At 55.7% G+C, this 21,768-nt stretch carries 15 protein-coding genes; 10 read left to right on the top strand and 5 right to left on the bottom strand.

Translation table 11 applies throughout. The features are described 5' to 3' along the window. Positions 1-119: 119 nt before the first annotated feature. Genes H7A51_06070 through H7A51_06055 form a run of 4 tightly spaced genes read right to left on the bottom strand, consistent with a single transcriptional unit; the run spans position 120 to position 6,370 of the window. On the bottom strand, positions 120-2,366 hold the full coding sequence (locus tag H7A51_06070; GenBank protein MCP5535787.1) for a hypothetical protein: 2,247 nt from the start codon (positions 2,364-2,366) through the stop codon (positions 120-122). After that, entirely contained in the window at positions 2,363-4,339 is a 1,977-nt protein-coding gene (locus tag H7A51_06065) for a BatA domain-containing protein (GenBank protein ID MCP5535786.1), read from the bottom strand. Before H7A51_06065 ends, H7A51_06070 begins: the two co-directional genes overlap by 4 nt. A 32-nt stretch (positions 4,340-4,371) precedes the next feature. After that, the gene (locus tag H7A51_06060; protein MCP5535785.1) at positions 4,372-5,268 is read right to left on the bottom strand and encodes a DUF58 domain-containing protein; all 897 of its coding nucleotides are present in this window, start codon (positions 5,266-5,268) and stop codon (positions 4,372-4,374) included. Between the two features lie 31 nt (positions 5,269-5,299). Then, on the bottom strand, positions 5,300-6,370 hold the full coding sequence (locus tag H7A51_06055; protein MCP5535784.1) for an AAA family ATPase: 1,071 nt from the start codon (positions 6,368-6,370) through the stop codon (positions 5,300-5,302). 241 nt (positions 6,371-6,611) lie between these two features. On the opposite strand from H7A51_06055, the gene H7A51_06050 reads away from it, so the two are divergent. The 3 genes from H7A51_06050 (at position 6,612) to guaA (ending at position 11,800) form a co-directional block, all read left to right on the top strand. Then, on the top strand, positions 6,612-8,600 hold the full coding sequence (locus tag H7A51_06050) for a hypothetical protein (protein MCP5535783.1): 1,989 nt from the start codon (positions 6,612-6,614) through the stop codon (positions 8,598-8,600). 114 nt (positions 8,601-8,714) lie between these two features. After that, positions 8,715-10,169: an IMP dehydrogenase gene (gene guaB / locus H7A51_06045; protein ID MCP5535782.1), complete on the top strand. Its 1,455-nt coding sequence runs from the start codon at positions 8,715-8,717 to the stop codon at positions 10,167-10,169. A 107-nt stretch (positions 10,170-10,276) separates the two neighbouring features. Beyond that, on the top strand, positions 10,277-11,800 hold the full coding sequence (gene guaA / locus H7A51_06040) for a glutamine-hydrolyzing GMP synthase (GenBank protein ID MCP5535781.1): 1,524 nt from the start codon (positions 10,277-10,279) through the stop codon (positions 11,798-11,800). Positions 11,801-11,808: 8 nt separating this feature from the next. On the opposite strand, the gene H7A51_06035 is transcribed toward guaA, so the two are convergent. After that, on the bottom strand, positions 11,809-13,041 hold the full coding sequence (locus H7A51_06035; protein ID MCP5535780.1) for a threonine/serine exporter family protein: 1,233 nt from the start codon (positions 13,039-13,041) through the stop codon (positions 11,809-11,811). Positions 13,042-13,382: 341 nt separating this feature from the next. Between H7A51_06035 and H7A51_06030 the strand changes: the two genes are divergently transcribed. The 7 genes from H7A51_06030 to H7A51_06000 all read left to right on the top strand — a co-directional run bounded on the left by H7A51_06030 (position 13,383) and on the right by H7A51_06000 (position 21,521). Continuing rightward, positions 13,383-14,006: a hypothetical protein gene (locus H7A51_06030; protein ID MCP5535779.1), complete on the top strand. Its 624-nt coding sequence runs from the start codon at positions 13,383-13,385 to the stop codon at positions 14,004-14,006. 38 nt (positions 14,007-14,044) lie between these two features. Next, on the top strand, positions 14,045-15,079 hold the full coding sequence (locus tag H7A51_06025; GenBank protein MCP5535778.1) for a hypothetical protein: 1,035 nt from the start codon (positions 14,045-14,047) through the stop codon (positions 15,077-15,079). Between the two features lie 489 nt (positions 15,080-15,568). Then, positions 15,569-16,576, top strand: a complete 1,008-nt coding sequence (locus H7A51_06020; protein MCP5535777.1) for a serine protease — start codon at positions 15,569-15,571, stop codon at positions 16,574-16,576. Positions 16,577-16,621: 45 nt separating this feature from the next. Beyond that, positions 16,622-17,689, top strand: a complete 1,068-nt coding sequence (locus H7A51_06015; GenBank protein ID MCP5535776.1) for a PDZ domain-containing protein — start codon at positions 16,622-16,624, stop codon at positions 17,687-17,689. A 169-nt stretch (positions 17,690-17,858) separates the two neighbouring features. Next, positions 17,859-19,559: an alanine:cation symporter family protein gene (locus tag H7A51_06010; protein MCP5535775.1), complete on the top strand. Its 1,701-nt coding sequence runs from the start codon at positions 17,859-17,861 to the stop codon at positions 19,557-19,559. 10 nt (positions 19,560-19,569) lie between these two features. Beyond that, on the top strand, positions 19,570-20,625 hold the full coding sequence (locus H7A51_06005) for a nucleoid-associated protein (GenBank protein ID MCP5535774.1): 1,056 nt from the start codon (positions 19,570-19,572) through the stop codon (positions 20,623-20,625). 251 nt (positions 20,626-20,876) lie between these two features. After that, a complete protein-coding gene (locus H7A51_06000) occupies positions 20,877-21,521 on the top strand; it encodes a DUF882 domain-containing protein (protein ID MCP5535773.1) in 645 nt (214 codons plus the stop codon). Positions 21,522-21,768 lie beyond the last annotated feature (247 nt).

Raw genomic sequence — 21,768 nt, 5'->3', positions numbered from 1 at the left:
CTATCAAAGTGGGTAATTAAATCTACGGAGAAAAAGCTATCCTCTTTCACATCATAGAAAGGAAAAAGTATGACGTCATCGACCAGGGCATCTCTATGCTGCGAGTGCAGAACAGAGGATTAAAACGTGCCGTTGAGCTTCCTTCCTGTCCAGAAAATGGCGAGCAGGAGGACGAGGGCGGCGGCTGTTAGCCAGTGCGACCAGAGAGGCGTCCGAGTCTCCATCGGTTTAGGGTCCGGGAGAGCCTGGATTTCCTTGATCAGGGAGGAAAGTTTATCGCCGGCCATCAACCGGCCTTTGGCGACCCGGGTCATTTCCTCAAGCACATCGGCGCGGGCAGGCATACCGGTTTTTTCCACTTCGCTGCCCTGGGCTAACAAGGTTGTTTTCACGCCATGCTTAGTGTCTTCACCGATAGCGGCCTGGATTTTCCAGGCACCGGGCTGGGCGATCCTGAAACGTCCCGAATAGCTGCCCCATGCCCCTTCGGCTTTGTCGAGGCTGATACGGCTTGCATGGCCATCGGGGGCGGTGATATCGATAATGACCTCGCCCTCTTTTAAAGGAGCACCGTATTCATCAAATGCGTTGGCATTGAGTGTCACGGTATCACCCGGTTTGGGTCGGTCAGGGGTAAAGTAGAGCCGGATACGTTCGCCTGCGGCCATGTTACGCTGGTAGGACATCCAGCGTGCCACTTGTCCCCAGAAACGGTAGTGGTAGAGGTCTTCCACACCACGGCGCCAGCGCCAGGCCGAGTCGTGGCCGAGAAAGAGCACCTTGCCGTTGCCTGCCGTGCGCGTCACCAGCATCGGGATACGGCCAAATTGGTTGGAGCGGTTGGCGTGGACTGCCAGCACATCGGTGCCGCCCTTGGCCTTGATGACGGGTGCGTGCCAGTAGAAACCGGGCAGGCTTTTCCAGACGACCGGATTGTCCTCTTCTGAATCACCCAGCATAGTCAACAGGGAGCCTTTGCCATCCGAGGTTAAGTTGAGTTTCGACGGGGAGGAATCACTGTGGCCCTCTTTGTTCTTGTCATCGAGGATGACCGGGATGAGGTCGCCCAGCTCGCTGTCATTGAGCGAGAAAATATTTCCCTTCGGGCCGGGTATGAAAACGATGCCGCTGGCCTGGTTTTCCACCAACCCCTTGAGGAGCTTTGCCTGCTCCATGGTGAGTCCGGTGTCGCCATTCTCGCTGATACCGACGTCCCCCACAAAGACCACATCGTATTTCTGCAGGTCTTCAAGTTTGTCAGGGAATTTCTGAATGTATCCCGGACCGTCCCCCATACCTAACTGCGGGTGGAGCAGGAGGCAGTCGACCTTGACACCCGGGTCGCGGTAAAGGGCATTGCGGATAAAGCGGTATTCCCAGCGAGGGGAGGTTTCTATCACCAGCACATTGAGAGACTCCTTGCGACCTGCGATGGTGAATTGGCGTTTGTTGTTTTTAGCCACCATCTCCCCGTTTGCCGTGGGGATGGAGAGCTCAAGGGTGGATGAGCCTTCGGCGGTAAGGCGCCAGAGGATGGATTCGTGGTACTCATCACCAGCTGGTATGGTGATGCTCTTGGTGCGCTCCTTGCCGGACTTGATGTCGCGCAGCCGGACGAGGGTGCGCACATCGCGATCCAAGGAGGAGAGGATGGTAAATGGAATCTGGACGTTTTCACCAACGATACCGTAGGTCGGCGCAGTGACGTTGGATATATCCAGATCCGGGAGCCGACGGTCGCTGCCGGTCGGGATACCGAAAAGCGGGATCTGGCGGCGGCGCATTTTCTGCGCGGCGGCCACCGGCTGCTGGCCGACATTCCAGTCGCCGTCAGAAAGCAGGACCACGGCGCGGAGGTTGTTGTGCTCTTCGAGCAGTTTGTCGATCGCGGTATAAATATCAGTGCCCGCGAGAGCCTGGGTAGCAGGGTCGGCATCCTCGGGAGGGGCGGAAAACGGTTGTTCAAAGACCCGGCTGCGTGAGTCCTCCTTGAGTGGCTTGAAAAAGTCGCTGGCGAGGATTTTCTCGATCCATTCCTTGCGGGTGACCACTTCCTGATTGGCGCTCAGCGCGGTGGGAAGTACCGCATCAGCGGTAGTCGTCGAGCGGGATGCATCGTAGAGGATGGCAACCTCAGGCTTGCTGTCGGGCTCAGTCACCACACGCCACTCAGGCTGCCAGAGCATCATCACGGCGATGAGCGTACACAGGAAACGCAGAGCTTCCAGCAAGCCCGTCCTCTTGGGCCGTGTCGACCTCTTGATGGCAATGACGCAGAGGCAACTGATCGCTAACAGCGCAATCACACCGATCCAGAACGTGGTCGGCGTCGGGGAGAATGTCAGGTTTGAAATGGAAAAGTTCAAGCTCTTGATGTTTTGGATTTAGTGCTTCCACCCTTGGGTTGCAAGCAGAGTATGGCTTCGGTGATGAGGAAAACGAGCATCGCGATGAGGAAGGCGCGCCATGCTTCACGGGCGAGGGAATCGGATTCTCCCTTGTCCTCGAACAGTTTGAATTCGGTTCCTTCCAACAGGCTTTCCAGCTTGTTGTTGCTGAGCAGCAGCCACTGGTCTTCTGACTTGGGCCGGTTGGTGGCAAGGAGGCGATCTCCCAATTTCCAGACACCGGCTTCAAACGGGGCATTGCTGGATACCGACTTGGCGTGGGTATCGAGTCGGGTTCGGAGTTCCCCCTCGGAGAGTTTTGCCTCAGAGCTGCCGGCAATGGCCGCAAAGGCCGAGCCGAAGCGGGCGTCGCCCACGGCCACCATCCGCTGGGTAACGGGTAGGAGGACGTCAGCATCACCGAGGTTGGACCAGGTATAGTCCGGCAGTGAGGCAATAAAAATGGCGGTGCCGTCACCGACGACACGACGCACCAGGAAAGGACTGTCGTCGTCCCAGGAAGCGAGGGTGGTGGCCTCGCCGAGGATCTGCCGCCGCTTGATTGATTTCAATTTCGGCACGGGGATGGTGGTGCCTTCGAGTCCGTTGCGCAGAGGTCCATCCGCCTGGTCCCATTCATCGACGATAAAGTACTGGCCACGGGGGGAAACGGACTGCTCGCCCCAGTGGAGGCCGAGGAAGGTGGTGTCGGATTCTCCGCGTGGGGGCAGCATCAGGGCTGCACCTCCAGACTCGAGGTAACGATTGAGTGCCTGGGCGACAGGGCCTTCCGGAAGTGGTGCCTGCCAAATTACCAGCGAGGCATTGCTCCATTCGATTTTATGGGCGTTGTTAGGTGCCAGCTCGACACACTCACTGCGGCCGAATCCGGGAGGTGCTGAGGCGAGTGCCAGCCAGGTGGATGATTCGCCCCCCTCGGTGACCAGGAATGTCTTGGTGGGTGAGTCCTCTCCGTAGGCGAAAAACGATACGTTGTCACGCGGGTTGGCATCGGACGGGATGGAAACGAAGCCAAAGCCCTTACCTTCCCTGTTTCCCAGTGTCAGTCTTTTCTGGAACTGGTAGAGCTGGCCGTTGAGGGTGATGGTGTCGGAGCTGCGGGCACCATTGACGCTGTAAGTCACGGGCACGGTTGCGGGGCCTTCGCTGTCACTTCGGGTCAGTTCCAGTTCGAGGATCAGCTCGTCCCCGATACGGCGGGATGAGAGAACCCGGACGGTGGTATTGTCTTTGGCGGGGGAGGCCAACGAGAGGACCCTCACAGTGGTTTTCTGGGGGAGGTCGATCAAGCCGGTGCGGATTGCCTCCCAGCTTCCTTCTTCCGGTGCCCAGTCGGATTCCTGCAGATCGGATGCCACCCAGATCTCCGTCCGGCCCGGGGAGTTTTCCATCACGAAATCAATGGCCGTGGAAAGCAGTGCGGGAATGGATGCCTTGGTATCAGTGGGTGAGGCGGCACTGAGTTCATTCAGGGTGTCAGGAGAGGGGACATCCTGGGCTTTTCCCGTCGCACTATCGATGAGGATCAGGCGTGGATTGTTGAGGGCGGCGAGGGACTTTTGCACACTCGCGATAGCACTTTGGCGTTTGCTGTCGGCACCGCCTTTTGCCACATGCTCCATGGACGCGGAGCGATCCAACACCAGGATGACGGTGTCGATTTTAGATCCTCCCCAGCCGAGGAAACCACCGACGATGGGTCGGGCGATGGCGAAGACGACTGCCGCGACAGCCAATGTCCGGCACGCGAGGATGATCAGGTATTTGAGCTTTTTCTTACCTCGCGACTCACGGGTGGCCTTGAGGAGGAACTCCATGGCGGCCCACTTGACAGTGCGGTGCCGCCTGCGGTTAAGCAGGTGGATAATGATCGGGATACTTGCGGCGAGCAGTCCCCAGAGAAGCGATTGTTGGAGGAAGGAAAAGGACATGGACGGAAGTCGGGTGTCAGGTATCGAGGGAGTTACTTTTTACCCTTTTTAGGAAGCCGGGTAGTCAGGAAGGAATGGATGATCTCCTCGTAGTTCTGGTCGGTGGTGATGAGATGGTAATCTGCGTGGACATCGTGGCATTTGGTTTGCACGGTTTCCATGAATTCTTTCATGGCGGCCCGGTAGTCTTCCGCGATGAGCACAGGCTCGGCGACAACCGAGGTTTTGTCCTCCATATCCACGAATCGGTGCGGGCGCTCGAAGTCGAAATCGATCTCCTGTTTGTCGAGCATGTGGAAAACGGCGATATCGTGTTTGCGGTAGCGCAGGTGCTGGAGGGCGTCTGCCAGCGCATGCGTATCGCAGAAGAGATCGGAGAGGATGATCACCAACGCGCGCTGGTTGATTTTCTCCGCGATGACGTGAAGGGCATCGATCAGACCCGTTTCCCCCGTAGGTTCGGTTTTTGAGAGGACCTCGAAAATATGGTTCAGATGCGCCGCCCGTCGGGTCGGAGGGATCTCAATGTGGAGTTTTTCCTTGCAGACAGAGAGTCCCGCTGCATCGCCCTGGTCGACAATCAGGTAGGCGAGTGTGGCGGCGAGCTTGCGGGCAAACTGAATCCGTGCATCATTAGCCGCACTGAAGCCCATTGAGCCACTTGCATCTAACACAAAGTAGGCCCGCAGGTTGGTGTCGGCCTCAAACTCCTTGATGTAATACCGGTCAGAGCGCGCGTAGGCTTTCCAGTCGAGTCTCCGGGTGTCGTCACCTTGGACGTATTTCCGGTATTCGGCAAATTCCACTGACGATCCACGGTGAGGCGACCGGTGCCGGCCGGCCACATTACCCGTCATCGCGTGCCTGGCCTCCAGCGGGATGGCACCTAACCGGGCGAGGGCGCCGGGATCGAGAAAGTCATATTTCATGCTGATTATAGGTCCTATGGACTACGATGACTTAGCCTTGGCTCATCTCGTTCACCAGGCGGTCGACAACTTTGGCCGCGGTCATACCTTGGGATTCGGCGGCAAAGTTGGTGAGCACACGGTGGGTGAGGACGGGTCGGGCAACGGCTTCGATATCTTCGAGGCGAGCCATGTAGGAGCCATGCAGGGCGGCGCGGGCCTTGGCTCCGAGGACGAGGTACTGGACAGCGCGAGGGCCGGCGCCCCAGCCAACGTATTCACCGATCCATTCCGGGGCGGCTTCGGTTCCGGGGCGGGTCTTGCGGACGATCTCCACGGCATACTCGTAAATATGATCCGGCACGGGAACCCGGCGGACGAGGTCCTGGTACTGTTGGACCTGCTCACCGTTGAGGATGTGGTTGAGCGACTGCTTGGCGATACCTGTGGTTTCGCGTGCGATGCGGAGCTCTTCGTCGTGGCTCGGGTAGTCGACGTCGATCAGGAACATGAAGCGGTCGAGCTGGGCTTCGGGTAGAGGGTAGGTTCCTTCTTGCTCGACCGGGTTCTGGGTGGCGAGTACGAAAAACGGCTTGTCGAGTTTGTAGGTTTTGCCGAGGACGGTGACCATGTTTTCCTGCATCGCCTCCAACATGGCGGACTGGGTTTTGGCGGGAGCGCGGTTAATCTCGTCAGCCAGCACCAGGTTGGCGAACACGGGGCCTTTGATGAATTCGAACTCGCGGTGGCCGGCGTCCGTTTCCTGGATGATGTCGGTGCCGGTGATGTCGGCGGGCATCAGGTCGGGAGTGAACTGGATGCGGTTAAAGCTCAGGTCCATCGTCTCGGCCACGGATGAGACCAGCAGGGTCTTGGCAAGGCCGGGGACCCCCATGAGCAGGGCGTGACCGCGGGAGAATAGGCAGATTGCCAGGCGTTCGACGACGTCCTCCTGTCCGATAATGACTTTACCAATCTCGTCCTTGAATGACTGGTAAACCTGGCCCAACTGGTCGATAGCGGCCACGTCATCGGCGGGAAGGGTGGTTTCAGATGAGATGGTTGCTGTGTGATCGGCGCTGGCGTCGGCGGTATCTGCGGTAGGTGTGGTGGTTGTATCCATAATGATGGGCTGTTTTCTTAGAATGGTAAGTTAGGGAAGTTAGGCAAGTTGGAGGGAATGGTGTGATCAGATGGTGATAAACCGGTCGCTTCCTGAGGTCTTAGCGAACCTAGGTGAGGGATTTATTTTGTCGAGGTAGGAAAATATCGATTTTTCAAGTGACTGATACATACAGCCGTGCAAGAATCTTGCCTGTAGAAACGTCCAAAAAACGACCCGTTTAACCAAACTTCACTCTGTCATGGCTCCATCAATAGGAAATTTTCCATCCAATCCCTTCGATCATGCTTTTGAAATGCTGGGGCACGTCCCGGGGGTGACAACCCGGAATGTGAATGCCGAGGCACTTGAATTGCTCACCCAGGCACTGACGACCAGGGCTGGTGAGCGGGGCAGGATGATACTGCTGCGGTCACCGCGTGCCGGCTTTGGCAAAACCCACCTGTTGATGCGACTGCACCAGCGGGTGGCGCATACCCATGAGTTCATTCCGCTGGAGCCGAGCAAGGGGCGCTATCTTGATGCGCAATCGGTGCTTGATGCGGTGTTGCGGAGGTTTTCCCGGGTCCTTCCAGCTGGTGGTGGCCTGACTGTTCTGGATTTATTGGCGCGTCGTATTCTGGCAACAGGGCTTGAGCCCCTTGTGAAATCGGGTGAGGTACCCAGCCAGGATCGTGATAGCGCATTGCAGGCGTTGCAGATGCGGCCTGTGGAAACGTTTGATTTTCATAATGAGGAGGCCGTTACTGCGCGCTGGGCGATGACGAATTTCTCTCTGCTGGGGCCGCGGCTAACAGCTGAGCTGGCCGAGCGCACCCATGCCGGGTATCGTCCGGTGGCGTGGTGGGTGGAGCTGCTGTTCCGCTACAGTTCCGCGCCCATTGATCAGACCAGCCGAAACAGCTCCCTGTTTGAAACGGTATTTGGTGCGGACCGAGTGGAGACTGACATGCACGAGAAGCTGGTGACTTTGTTAAATATGACGGGTCTGGTGACGTCTCCGGTCCTCATCCTCGATGAGGTGGAAGGTTTTTCCAGTAACCCGGAAGCGGCACTTCAGGTAGCGACTTTCTTGAATGCACTGCACCAGTCGTGTTCCAAACTCGCGTTGATCATCAGTGTCAATGGTGACGTCTGGGAAACCGCCTTTTTGCCACGGATTCCCTGTGGGTTGAAGGACCGGTTGAGTGATATCGTGGTGGACCTGAAACCCATGGACAGGGATACGGCGGTAGCCTTGCTGCGTGATCGCGCCGGTGATCAGGCTGATGCCATTGCGGATACCATGGATTTCGATACGGGTGTGGTTTATGCCCGTGGTCTGATCCGGCAAGCGTCTGCGGCCTGGGAAGGTCTGATGGCCGAGAAGGCGGCGACTTTTTCCGAGGATGAGGGTGTGCAGGATCCTATATCCTTGCGTGTTGAAGAGCCTGCCGAACAAGCTGACGCAAGCCAACATCAGCCGGATCCAGGGCGTGAGCTACACGCTCCGGCAGCTGTTGTTGTGCCGACGGCTGGGTATGACCCGGCTTTGTTCCATCCCGAGCCAAGTGAGCCAAGTGCATCGGAGAGGGAGATCGACGAGCTGGCGGCTGGCGAGCCTGCGATGCTGGTAGAGCCATCTGCCGAGGACCTGCAATCGCCGGAGCCGCCAGAGCCATCGATTACACCGGATGAGGCGAGTGCCATTGGTTCGGTGTTTTCGATTCTGTCCGACGAGGCAGACCGTCCTCTCCACGAAGAGGCTCCTGTGTTTGAGCCGGAAGCTGTTGGGCAGCCTGATCCACGGCCTTACGTGTCTCCCGATTTACCACAACCCTTCGCCCAGCACCAGCCCCAGCAAGCGGTGGAGCCTTCGCAAGAACCTCAGTTCTGGCATCCCCAGTCCCCGCCTGTTATTGAATCGCCTTTTGCGATCGACACCAGTGCCACGCCAACACCTTCCCCGTTTCAACCGGCCCAGCCGGTGCAGGAGTCACCCTATCAGGACCCCAACCAGGCCAACCAGCCGGTCCAGCCTGGTTATCAGGGGCCTCCGGCGCAACCCATGCAGGCTTCACCGCAGGGGCCGCCACCCCATCCTGCCACCGGCCATGCGCCCCAGGTGCCGGCGGACAGCCCGTTTCGCGTGGACGATGGAAAAACACCACCTCACCAGGTGACCCAGAATGATCACGAAAAGGTGGAGGATTTACTGAAGCAGTTCCGTGACCGGTATGGCAGGGAATAGTGCCGGGGGCGCTGCATCATGGCTGCCGGTGATTGTTTGCGGCATTGGAATAAAAAAATTCACGAGACGCGGATTTGCACTTGTCATTGGGCGGGTGCCTCTATTGACTCACTCATGGCGCAGATCTCACTTGGATTATCTTTTGATGACGTACTCCTGACCCCGCGTATGAGCGGGGTTTTACCTGGCGATGCTGATTTGCGGACGGCATTGACCAGCGAAATTGGCTTGAACATTCCTGTGGTTTCCGCAGCGATGGATACGGTTTCTGAAACGGAGCTGGCGATTGCCCTCGCCCGGGAGGGGGGGATCGGGGTGATCCACCGGAACAACCTGATCGAAGAACAGGCGGCCATGGTTCTGAAGGTGAAGCGCTCGGAGAGCGCAGTGATTCACGAGCCCTACACGGTTTCCAAGAACCAGACCGTGGGCGAGCTCCGATACATCATGGATGAGCAGGGGTTTTCAGGATTTCCAGTGGTGGATGCCGATGGCAAACTGGAGGGAATGGTCACAGGCCGTGATGTGCGCCACATGGCTGACGATTCCGCTCCGATTTCCGCTGTGATGACACCGCTTGAGCGCCTGGTCACGTCCCACGAGGCGACCGAGCTGCGTGAAGCGCGTAGCATCCTCTACAAAAACCGCATTGAGAAACTTCCCCTGGTTGATTCCAATGGCAAGCTGACCGGCCTGATCACCGGTGCGGATATTGAAAAACGTATCACCTTTACCAATGCCGCCAAAGACCCCAGCGGGAGGTTGCGCTGTGGTGCAGCTGTTGGCGTGGGGCCGGATTGTATCGAACGTGGACAGGCCTTGATCCATGCCGGTGCGGATGCGCTTTTCATCGATGCCGCAACTGGGCACACCACACGCGTGATGGAGGTTATTGCGAAGCTGCGCGAATTGGGCAAGGTGCCGGTTATTGCAGGAAACGTGGTGACTGCGGAAGGTGCCCGTGATCTTGTGGAGGCTGGTGCTTCAGCTGTGAAAGTAGGCGTAGGCCCAGGTTCCATCTGCACCACACGGGTGATTTCCGGTGTCGGAATGCCCCAGTTTACCGCGATCCAGAATGTCGCCTCGTACTGTCGAGACAAAGGTGTTGCAGTGATTGCCGATGGCGGAATCCGCTATTCTGGTGACATTGTAAAAGCTCTTGCCGCTGGTGCGGACCTTGTCATGTTAGGTTCCATCCTTGCGGGTACCCGTGAGAGTCCCGGTGCTACCGTGCACTACCAGGGTAGAAGGTTTAAATCCTATCGTGGTATGGGTTCCCTGGGAGCGATGCGGAAGGGATCGGGCGACCGCTATGGCCAGAACAGTTCCGGTAAACTGGTGGCCGAGGGCGTGGAAGGTCGGGTTCCCTACAAAGGACCGCTGTCCGATGTCGTTTTCCAACTCATGGGTGGCCTGAAATCCGGTATGGGGTATGTGGGTGCATCCAATCTGAATGAACTGCGTGAGCGAGCTCTGTTTACCCAGATCACCTCGGGGGGCCTCAAGGAAAGCCACGTGCATGACATCACCATCACCGAGGAGCCGGTCAACTACCAGCCATCGGCATGATTTGTTAAAAGCCTGATTGTGTGGGCCTGGGTTCGGGCTGTCATGCATCGGTTTATTTCCAGTTTATTTCTCTACCAACATTCAATTACAACTTACTCTTTTTTTCTATGACAGAAACCAATCACGTAGCCGTGCTCGACTTTGGCTCGCAGTATACCCAGCTTATTGTCCGGCGTGTTCGCGAACTTGGATTTTTTGCCAAGCTGTATGAGCCAGAGGACTTGTCGGTCATTGGCCAGCCTGGTGCCATCATTCTTTCCGGTGGTCCCAAAAGCACCGCCGACGAGGATGCTCCCGATATCGACTTTGAGGCACTGGATGCATTTGGCGTGCCTGTGTTAGGTGTCTGCTACGGCATGCAACTGCTGAACATCAAGTTCGGTGGTGCTGTCAAATCAAGTGACCGGCGTGAGTATGGGCCGGCTGAGTTAAAGCCAACGGCAAGCGAAGGGCTGTATGAGGGGATTTCCCACGAGTCCCAGGTATGGATGAGTCACTCCGATACGGTGAGTAATCTGCCTGACAACTGCCGGGTGCTCGCTGCGAACAAAGAGGGAACACCGGTTTCACTTAAGTGGGGGGAGCGTTACTATGGTATCCAGTTCCATCCGGAGGTGACCCACAGTCACGAGGGGCTGCGCATCTTGCATAATTTCCTGCTTCAGGCGAAGGATCTTGAAGAGTTCAGAATTGAGGATTTTAAGCGCGAGCTGATAGAGGGAATCCGGGACCTGGTTGGCGACAAACAAGTCGTCTGCGGTGTCAGTGGTGGCGTCGACAGCACGGTTCTCGCTGTGCTGCTCCATGAGGCGGGTGTCAATATGCGAGCCATTTTCGTTGACCACGGTCTGATGCGGATGGATGAAGGTGACGAAGTGCGCAATAACTTTCACCGCATGGGCGTTGAGATTGAAACCGTCGAGTGTTCCAAGCTTTTTCTTAGCCAATTGGCTGGTGTTGCCGACCCGGAGGAAAAACGCAAGATCATCGGCAATCTCTTTATCGATGTATTTTGGGATACTGTGGGCGATGCTGAAATGCTTGCCCAGGGAACGCTCTATCCTGATGTGATCGAATCGGCCTCGAACGCCAAGTCCAAGGCGTCCAAGATCAAGACACACCATAACCGCGTGCCGCGCATCCTGAAGTTACAGGAAGAGGGTAAGGTGTTAGAGCCGCTTGCCGAGCTGTTTAAAGACGAAGTCCGCGAGCTCGGAACCTCACTGGGGATTCCCCATGACATCCTTCAACGTCACCCATTCCCCGGGCCTGGACTCGCGGTGCGTTGCCCCGGTGATATCACGGACAAAAAACTGCGTATCATCCGTGAGTGCGACGCCATCTTCATTGGTCGACTCAAAGACCATGGCTGGTACGACAAGGTGTGGCAAGCGTATGCCGGACTGATTCCCGTGAAAACCGTCGGGGTCAAAGGCGACGAACGCAGCTACGAGTGGGCGATCAGCCTCCGTGCCGTAGTGAGTGAAGATGCCATGACCGCCGATTGGGTGGAGTTGCCTCCATCCTTGCTACGCGAAACCAGCAACCGGATCCTCAACGAAGTCGACGGTATCAATCGGGTGCTTTACGATATTTCCACCAAACCACCGGCAAGTATCGAGTGGGAGTAGGGGGCTCGTTAGAGGCTCTTACGGGTTGGGATCAGGGCGTTGGCAAAAAGCAAACCTGCGACCAGCGAGATAAAGATCAGGAATGCCTGGTTGCCGTTGCTGCTGTGCTCAAGCATCTGCTCGCCGGTGATCCATGAGTTGAGGATGATGTATGTCTTGCTTCCCGGGACTAACAGGATCAGGCCGTGGCTTAACACCATGGATGCCGGTGTGTTGCGGAGATTGGAAAACAGATTGGCATAGGTCCCCACGGCAAAGGCTCCAAGAAACATGCCCACGGCAATACCGAAGTAGGCCTCACCGACCTGGGATACGTAGAAGCCGATGAATGATGAACAGGCACACCAGAACAGCTGTTTCATGTGGATGTTGAATGCCACCAGCAGAAAAAGCGCGAGCCCGAGGACGATGGGCGCCGTTTTCCAGTCGGGCAGGGTGTTGATGTCATACACGGTATCTCCCGCTCCACTGCCCCATATCAAAGCACCGATGCCAACACCGAGGATGGCACCGAAGTAAAGTTTGAATAGGCCCATCACCGAGTGGACAAACTTCGAGGTGCCGGAAACCAGATCCCGTTGTGCGATTTCGCTGAGTGCGACTGTCAGTGATAGGCCGGGGACAAATACAATGATGGTCGAGAGGATGACAAAGGGGACATTGATCTTCACCCCCAGCGCGGCGATGCCGGTGACGACAATACCGGAAGTCAGGGCCGCGAAGATTTCCACCGTCTTTTGCAGTCGGGGTAATTTCAAGCTGGCATGGACGAGCGCAAAAATGAGTGCGGTGACAACACAGGCGACGATGGCGTCGTTGGCATTGCTTGAGAGTAGTGCGGCAAAACATCCGGCGAGCACGACCCAGGCCAGGCACTCCTGCCATGTGCTGTAATAGTTGGGCATGGCGAGAACCTGCTGGAACTCGTTTTTCATTTCCTCGAAATTGAGTTCGTCAGCAGCGAACCGCTCGATCAAAGAGTCGAGCAGTTCGAGACGCCCCAGGTTTTCATCGTTCGAGTGGACCCTTTCCATGTGCACGTGCTGTTGGCTGGGGTCGTCTTTCCAGAAACAAAAGGTAAAACTCGTCGGGGTATGGAAAAAGGTGCCGTGGATGCCGAGTAACTCGCAGACATTGGTCAGGTGCTGCTCGATCCGGTGGCTGGTGGCCCCGCACTGGTGCAGGCTGAGGCCAAGGGATACGACAAACCTGGTTTTTTCCCTGTATTCGTTATCGCTCATGGCTGTCGGTCTTCAATCTGGAGACTTCTATGGCTATGCGCAAAGAAAAGCGATGAAATATCCGGAGAGAAGGTATCTTTAACGATGGGTTCCATCGCTTGACCGGGCCAGCTGGCGTGGTCCGGTAGCGATCGCTGTATCTGAGGCGTGCCATGGGAATGGGTTATTGGGCAACTGGAACAGGAGGTGTGCTTTAGTCAGGCTGATTATTTCGTTTTCCTATGTTTCTAGGCTTGGAATTCCGGGAGGACTTTATTAGGCTGAGTGTTGAGATGAATTGCCCCCGCTGTGTTCAGAGGATTCATCGCAGTGCCGCGCAGTGTCCTCACTGTGGCTTTGCGATGCGTGACCTCGACGCCCAGTATGGGGCGGGGGAGGTAAGGCTCAAGCGTCTCGGGGATGCGGCCGGGGTGTTGCGGATGAAGGAGCGCCGCAAAGCGGAAAAATGGTTTGACCAGTTTGAGGCAAGTTTTCCGCAGTTGTTTTTCAGTGTCTATTACGGGGCATTGGATGAGATGTCGAATATCCGTCAGTTTGGAATGTGGTTACTCAATCATGGTGCCTACGAAGACATAGATATCAGCAGACCTAACGACGGCGGTGTATTGCTCGTTGTGGATGTTAAATCGAAGGTGGCATCGATATCGTTTGGCTACCTGCTTGATGTTTATCTCACTGAAGAGGAAACATTCCGCATCTTGTCAAAAGCGCATCCGCATTTGTTGCAGGGGAATCATCTCAAGGCACTGGGTGTGGTGATCAAGAGTCTCTCCAAGGTGCTTAAGAAAAAATCCCGACACGCCAGGAGGAATCCCGAACACTACGAACGACTCGCGGGTGCCCCCCAGTCCGGCGTAGGCGAAATCCTGCAGCGGATCCGCTCCGGCCAGTCCATGGACACCCAGGGACGGGGGGCTGATGTGTCTGCCCACACTGCCGCGAATGAAGAGGAGATGATGCGATGAGAAAGGTGTGCTCCCTGGCCTGCCTATCATCAGTGGCGATGCTGCAAACTGTTTCAGCCCAGGCTTTGCCTGCGTGGTCTGAGGCCGACCGGGCTCGCTTAAAAAAGGGTGAGTTGATTGCGGGGGCGGATATCCTCGTGGAAGCTCCTGATGCAGTGCCTTTGCCGCGGGTGGCGCCAGAGCCGGAGGTGCCTCCGGTCGAGCCGGCCGAACCAGAGCCCGAGTATGATCCCAAGGTGATACCGCAGGAGTATCTGGCGGATTACTTTTTATCCAACCCGGAGAGTTACCTGATCGACCCCCAACGGCTTCTCAGTATGCAGGAGTCTTTGGACCGGGAAGGGTTCCTTGAATACCATGCCGATGATTCGGATGTGGATATTAGAATGTATCTGTTTGATGCGCAGCAGGAAATCCCTGCGCCATATACGATTGAGAAACTTGTTAGCGAGCGTTATGCGGGAGGGCCACTGACCGCCGTGGTGTTCTTCTTTCTTGGTGATCCTTCACGAAACCAGCTGGCCTTCGGTGGCGAGGGGGCTTCCGGTGTGCCGACTGAGGATGTTAGGAAAATGCTGGACAATGCCCAGATGAAAGCCATGGAGAAATCCGATCCTGCGGCGCAGGTGGAATCGTTTATTGTGCAGCTATCCATTCGTTTGTATTGGCTGGAAAAAGAGCAGGCTGAATCGAGGGCTGTCGCTGCCGGGTCCGGATCGGCAGGTGAAGGTGCATCGACCATGGCCGGCCCGACAAAGGGTTCGGCAGGAAGCGAAGGCAGGCCGTTAGGAAACGAGCCTGGTAGTGCTGGTAGTGTATTGGCCAGCGTCAAGCCATTCTGGTTATACCTGCTGGTTGGTGTGCTGGGGGTATCGTCATTATGTGTGGCTCTGTTCCTCGTCTGGCGTATGTGGATGACTAACAAAACCTATCACTTCCCGGTGATGGAGATTCCGCGTAGACTCGAGGCCAATTATGCGGCCGGAGTGGGGGCGGTGATGGCATTTCACAACAAATTGGGCTCGCCATCCAGTCAACGGGACCAGGTTCCCGACTATCTGACCCGGATGTAATTACAACGCATTGCCAGCAACGGGCTGTGACAAACGATTGTTTGCAGAATGGGACAATTATGTGCGATAAATACTTTACGAAGGTGGTCTACGTGTTACTTTCCAGCCGTTCCCTCTTGGGGACGAGACAGTCCGATTGGCATCAGTTCATACAGGTTAGGGGGTTTCCTGGTGATCTGGTCGGTCGGACTGTTTTTGTTTATTTTGTTTTTTTATTTCAATCCTTTGCCCTCTTAACTTGGTCTTCGCCCGTTGACTCTCCCGTTTCCCGTTTGATGGAACTTATGTCCGGGCAGGGGTTTTCAGTTGAATACGGAGGCTGGATGATTTAGCGTGTCGCGAGCACCACGATTCTGATCATTGGATCAGCCAACGATCCGGATGCATGCGTCTGTTCGCGAATAGCGGTAGTGGTAGTACTTCCATCCGACTTCCATCCGTCAAATTCTTGAACGAAAAGGCAGCTTGCTTTCGTTATAAAATCAAAAGATGACAAAATACCACCCCTCCTCCATTTTTTCCCGGCTCGCTGCGGCAGTCGTCATGGCATTGACGTTGCAGCTGTCCCCGTATGTGCACGCCAGGGTGCTGCCCTTTAACGAGCAGAAGGTGCCGCAAACCAAGGAGGACTTGATGGCGATCCAAAAAGCCCTGGTGGACAACCTCGAGCGGGTGCGCAAGGCAACGGTAAGTATCAGTCTGGGCCAGGGCTTCGGCAGTGGTGTGATTGTTTCAGCCGATGGGCTCATCCTGACTGCCGCCCATGTAACGGCCGGTGTGGACAAGGAACTGACGGTCATTCTCAACGACGGCACCAAGCTCAAGGCGGTGTCGATGGGATTGGTGTCCAATACCGATGCCGCCATGATGCGGATTACCGAGGAGGGGGAATACCCCTTTGTTGATATCAACAAGGACAATGACTACAAACTGGGGCACTGGATATTCGCCCTCGGCCATTCCGGTGGCTTTGACAAGGAGCGTGGACCGGTGGTGCGGCTGGGCCGGATTGTCAAGGACAGCGAGACCACCCTGCAGAGTGATTGCAAAGTGATAGGTGGTGATTCCGGCGGACCATTGTTTGACATGGAGGGGCGCCTGATCGGCATCCACAGCCGGGTTTCCAAAACGATGGAACAAAACATGCACGTGCCGATGCGCGAATACCTCAAGCATTGGGATGAAATGAAGCAGAATCAGTTTTTAGGCGACGGTCCATTCGCGAAACGTCCCGTCAAAGGCACCGGGTTCCTCGGGTTTGGTTCCACCTACACGGATGACGGCCTGGTGGTCGGCAAGGTGTTGAAGGACGGACCAGCCGACAAGGCCGGGATCAAGGCGGGTGACATCGTCCTCAAGGTTGATGGTAAGAACATTCCCGACAAGGACACTTTCCAGGCGATTCTCAAGGAAAAATCCGAAGGGGATAAGGTGGTGTTGCTGATCCGGCGAAAAGGTGAAGAGCAAACCATCGAGCTCAAACTGGGCAAGAAATAAGGATCAAGAACCATACTGCACTCAACAATTCCAATTTCTACTATCATGTCAATATTACGTACGAACAGCCGATGGAACCGCCTATGGAACAACGCATGGGGAATAGGTCTGCTGACCATGCTCACTGTTGCTGTGCACCCGGTTTTTGGCCAGGACCCAGGGGGTTCCCTGCCTGCGGAGGAGAGGATCAACGGCAAACTGGTATGGGAGGCCTTTGAGCCGCAACGTCAGGTATTGCAGAAAAGCAGTGCCGTGGTCTACACCGATGAGAAATCCCGGATCAAAGCTGTCTATGGAGTGGTGGTCAGCGATAGAGGCCACGTCCTCACCAAGGCGAGTGAGATCGAGGGCAAAGACCATCTGAGCCTCCGTATCGGCGGGGAGCTTTATACCGATGTGGAAATCACCGGGGTTGATGCCGACTGGGATGTGGCCATGCTGAAGGTGAATTCCGACCATGTATTCACCCCTGTTAAGCTGAGCGAGGCTGATGATCTGCCTCAGGGACACTGGGTGGTTTCCAACGGCTCGACAACCCGTGGCCAGCGCCGTGTCCGGATTGGTATTTCCAGTGCGGTAACCCGTGAAATCAAATCGGCCACCAGCGGTGTCATCCTTGGTGTGCTACTGGGAGCCGATACGGAAAAAGCGCTTATGGTCGATAAAGTGAGTCCGAAAACGGGTGCCTCCAAGGCCGGTATCAAGTCGGGGGATGTGCTGCTTTCCGCAGGTGACGTGCCACTCAAGGAACGCGCGGATTTGCTGAAAGCGATGAAGGGCAAAAAACCCGGTGACATGCTGTCACTCGAGCTGCTGCGCGATAAAAAGAAAATCAAACTCGACGTGGAACTGATGGCCCGACCCGGGGAGTCGGAGAGAATGAGCAGAAACGACCAGATGAGCGGTGGCGAGAATTCACTTTCGAAGCGACGCGCCGGTTTCCCCAGGGTCATTCACCACGATACGCCTCTGACCAAATCATCGGTCGGCGGCCCCTTGCTTTCCATCGAAGGTGAGTGTGTCGGGATGAATATCGCCCGCGCCAGCCGTGTAGCCACTTTCGCCATTCCCGCCAAGGAGTTGCGCGGGATCATCGGCAGGATGGCGAAGTAGGACGCGCTTGCTTGGTTTTCCTGACCGCCTCGGCCTTGGTGGTTATCACCATCGGCAGCCTGCGCACGGTTCATCGGCATGCAATTTGCATGCAGGTGGGTAATCCAGGCTGTAATTTTCCTTGTGTCCTGCCGAGGGTAGCTGGCAGTCTGTGCGGACTGCAAGTGCTATGAAAAATTCCCGATTGTCCCACAACCTCCCGTTTTTCTTATTTTTCTTTATTCTATCTCTCACGGTTACTCCTGTGTGGGCGGGGGAGGAAGTATCCTTTGCCGATAAACTGGACGCTACCATGGCTCCGATTGCCGATTTCCTTGAGTCCATCATATTTAAATCGGTGCCAGTCGCTGGCCAAGCACTTCCCATCATCCTCTTTGTCCTCGGGGGGACGGCAATTTTCCTGACCATCTATTTCAAATTCATCAACCTCCGGTCGGTCGGTTTGGCACTGCGGACTGCACGGGGAAAATACACCAGCGATGATGCTCCCGGACAGATTACCCACTTTCAGGCACTGACTGCGGCACTCTCTGCAACGGTGGGTCTCGGCAATATTGCCGGCGTGGCTGTCGCGGTGGGTATTGGTGGTCCCGGAGCTACATTCTGGATGATCCTGATGGGGCTGTGCGGCATGACCACCAAGTTCTGCGAGTGCACCCTCGGGGTGAAATACCGGAGAATCGACAGCAAGGGCCGGGTGCACGGCGGGGCGATGTATTATCTCAGCCAGGGGCTCAAGGAAAAAGGCCTGGGTCCGCTCGGAAAGGTCCTGGCCATCTTTTTTGCCATCATGTGTGTCGGCGGTGCCGTTGGTGCCGGTAATATGTTCCAGGTCAACCAGGCTGCCTCCCTGGTCAGCGACGCGTTTGGCATCTTTACCGAGAGCAAACTGGGATTCGGCGTGATTCTCGCGGTTTTGGTCGCGCTGGTGATCATTGGCGGCATCGTCACCATCGCCCGCGTCACCTCATTCCTTGTCCCGTTTATGTGTGGTATGTATGTGATAGTCGCTTGCGCTATCCTGATTGCCAACTACGACCAAATTGGAGGCGCGTTCGGTCAGATTTTTGCCGGAGCCTTCGCGCCAACGGCTGTCGGTGGTGGACTGGTTGGGGTCTTGATCCAAGGTATCAAACGTGCCGCATTTTCTAACGAGGCAGGGGTGGGGTCGGCTCCCATTGCCCATTCAGCGGTTAAAACGGAGAAACCTGCCAGTGAAGGTGTCGTCGCTTTGTTAGAACCCTTCACCGATACCGTGGTGGTGTGCACGATGACCGCGCTTGTTCTGATTGTCACCGGGGCATGGAAGGTGGATGCGATCGTCAAGGAGGATGCCACGCCGCTGTATGCCCAGGCCACTGTGGAAGCCACCGCGGTCCGGGACGCATCCAAAGGTGAGGAGCTACGCCTGGTTGGAAAATCCGAAGACAAAAAATTCGGCAAAGTCTGGCAGCACGAGGCGGATGCTGTCTGGGTGAATCTCGACGATGTGGATGGCATCGTAGGAATAGCCAAAACATCCCGGGCCTTTGGCTCGAAGTTTGCCTGGTTCCCCAAGCTTCTGGCCATTGCCGTCTTGCTGTTTGCCTTCTCAACCATGATTTCATGGTCCTACTACGGCGAGCAGGCCGTCATTTACCTGTGTGGTGGCCCTCATGCCACCGCCATCCTGATTTATAAAGTGATGTTCTGCGCGTTTGTCGTGATTGGCTCTGTGGCATCCCTGTCCAATGTGATCCGGATCTCCGATGCGATGATTTTCGCCATGGTCATCCCTAACATGGTGGGACTCTATCTTTTGCTGCCAGTGGTCAAAAAGGAGCTTGCTATCTTCCGGCAGCATGTTTCTGACATAGACGGCCAACAATAATCCGCATGCCATGTCCATCACACTGAACTTCCGCCGGGCCAAGCTGGCGGCACTGTCACTTGCCAAGATTGGTAACCCGCTCCGCTCCGAACCCCTGCGCACGTCCAAGGAACTGTGCCGGTTCTCCGATGAGGATACTGCCATTCTAACCCCCTCGTTCCTCAAGCCGTTCAAAAACCTTGAGCTGAAGTCGTTTGCACATCACTCGTCGTTGGATTTGAATGAAGTCTATCGTTACGCGACGGCGATCTTTTCCGATCCGGAAACACTTCTGGGGCAGGGGAGAAAGATCGCCAGGCATCTTTACAACACCTCCAAGCACCCGAACATCAAGTCGGGTGACCTCTGTATCGCGTTGGTCAATGATCTGCTGGTCGATGGCGAACCTCTCCAGGCGGTCAGTATCATCAAATCTGAAAGCCGGGTGCCCTTTCTTGAGATTGCCGACAGTGACGGCAACCTGCAACTCATTACCCACCAAGGGATATCACCGGACAAAATCGACAAAGGTTGCCTGGTTGTGAACGCGCAGAAGGAAGACGGCTACCTTGTCTACACCTTTGATAAGTCGAGTGCCGGGACACACTTCTGGGTGCGCGATTTCCTGGGGGTCAAGTTCTGTAGAAACAACGACTACATGACGCGCCGCTACGCGGATATGGCGGTATCCTTTGCCAAGGAAGGCCTGCCCGAGGAAATGGAAGCCGAGAAGAAATGCCGGGTCGCCAACCGGGCCATGGAATACTTCGAGGAACGCGATGAGTTCGATCTGAAACACTTCCGTGAAGAGGCGCTCAAGGAGCCCGATCTCATAGAGAAATTCAATGAATTCCAGGCCAATCAGGACGAGGAGGACGGCGGCCAGCTAGACGAAACCTTTACCATCGCCAAAAAAGTAGCGCGCAAAGTCGGCCAGAGGTTCCGCAGCACCATCAAGCTGGATTCCGGGGTCAATATCAGCTTTGCACCCGCTTTCAAAGAGGCCGATGAATCCGTTTTTGAACGTGGCTTCGACGAGCAAAAGCAGATGAAATTTGTCAAAATTTACTATCAAGAAGAGGTTTGAGGGCAAGCAAAGGCACTTTGTCACATTTTTTTTGGCCAGGGGGATCGCCGCAAACCATTGAAGTTGCTTATATTCAACGATTAAGGCCCTGCTAGACCAGTTGCATCTTTAAAAAAGCTCTGGTCAATCCGGCGTGGATACAGCACAATGCCGACGCGATCATGAACTCGCAAAATACGTCTCGTGAAGTAAACCTCGCGGGCCATGTCCTGCGCACTGCATCTCGCCAACCACATCTCGCCATCATATAAATGCATACCCATTCAACTGACCGATTTCTTGTAGGGGGAGGTATCCCCAAGTATCTGAGGCCTGGACAATCCAGTCGCCGTAAGTTTCTGGCTACAGCAGGTATTGCCACCGCTGGTGTCATCATCGGAGCACCCCGCAGTCAGGGTGCGTTTTTTGGTCTCATCGGGGACAAACCCGTTCCGGGTATTCCCCATGCGTGGGTTCAGGCGAAAGGATCGGATGTCCTTCGTTATGCCCGTTACATCCAGAGTCTCAACCTGCGTAACATTACACCACGTATGGTTCTCGCTCCTCACTTCAAAACCCGTGGTCGCACCCAGAACAGCCTGCCACCCAAAGAGTATTGGAAGAAAATGGCACCCACTCTCATCGTGATCGACAAAATGGTCACCCGTATCGGGGCACCACTTCGTGAGATCACCTCCGCTTACCGCAGCCCGCTCTATAACCGTGCCGTCGGTGGTAAATCCAGATCCTACCACATGCAGAACATGGCCTGTGATATCCAATTCCGTGGCATTTCACCCTACCATGTAGCCTACATCGCCAAGCAGATGCGCACGCAAGGCATCTACAAAGGCGGCATCGGCCGATACTCCAGTTTCGTCCACGTTGATACCCGCGGCATGAACGTCGACTGGTAAGTGTCACGACTTCCCTAGGTTTTTATCATTCATCATAGCCCGTCTTGTTTTGCAAGGCGGGTTTTTTGGGGGAGAAACCCGCGTTTTTTAAAAATCCGGACTGTCAAAGCTTTGTATTTTTAAATTATTAAGGTGTCTTAACTTTTTGATTGTCAGTGATCTACACGCATGGTAAACCCAACACGAAATTCACAAAAAAACAGCCCATGAACCATTCATCAAGTCATTCCCAAGACTCAGTCGACCA

The organism is Akkermansiaceae bacterium (genome assembly GCA_024233115.1).
In the GTDB taxonomy this organism is placed as follows: Bacteria; Verrucomicrobiota; Verrucomicrobiia; order Verrucomicrobiales; family Akkermansiaceae; genus Oceaniferula.
This window is presented reverse-complemented; position numbering and strand designations above follow the sequence as displayed.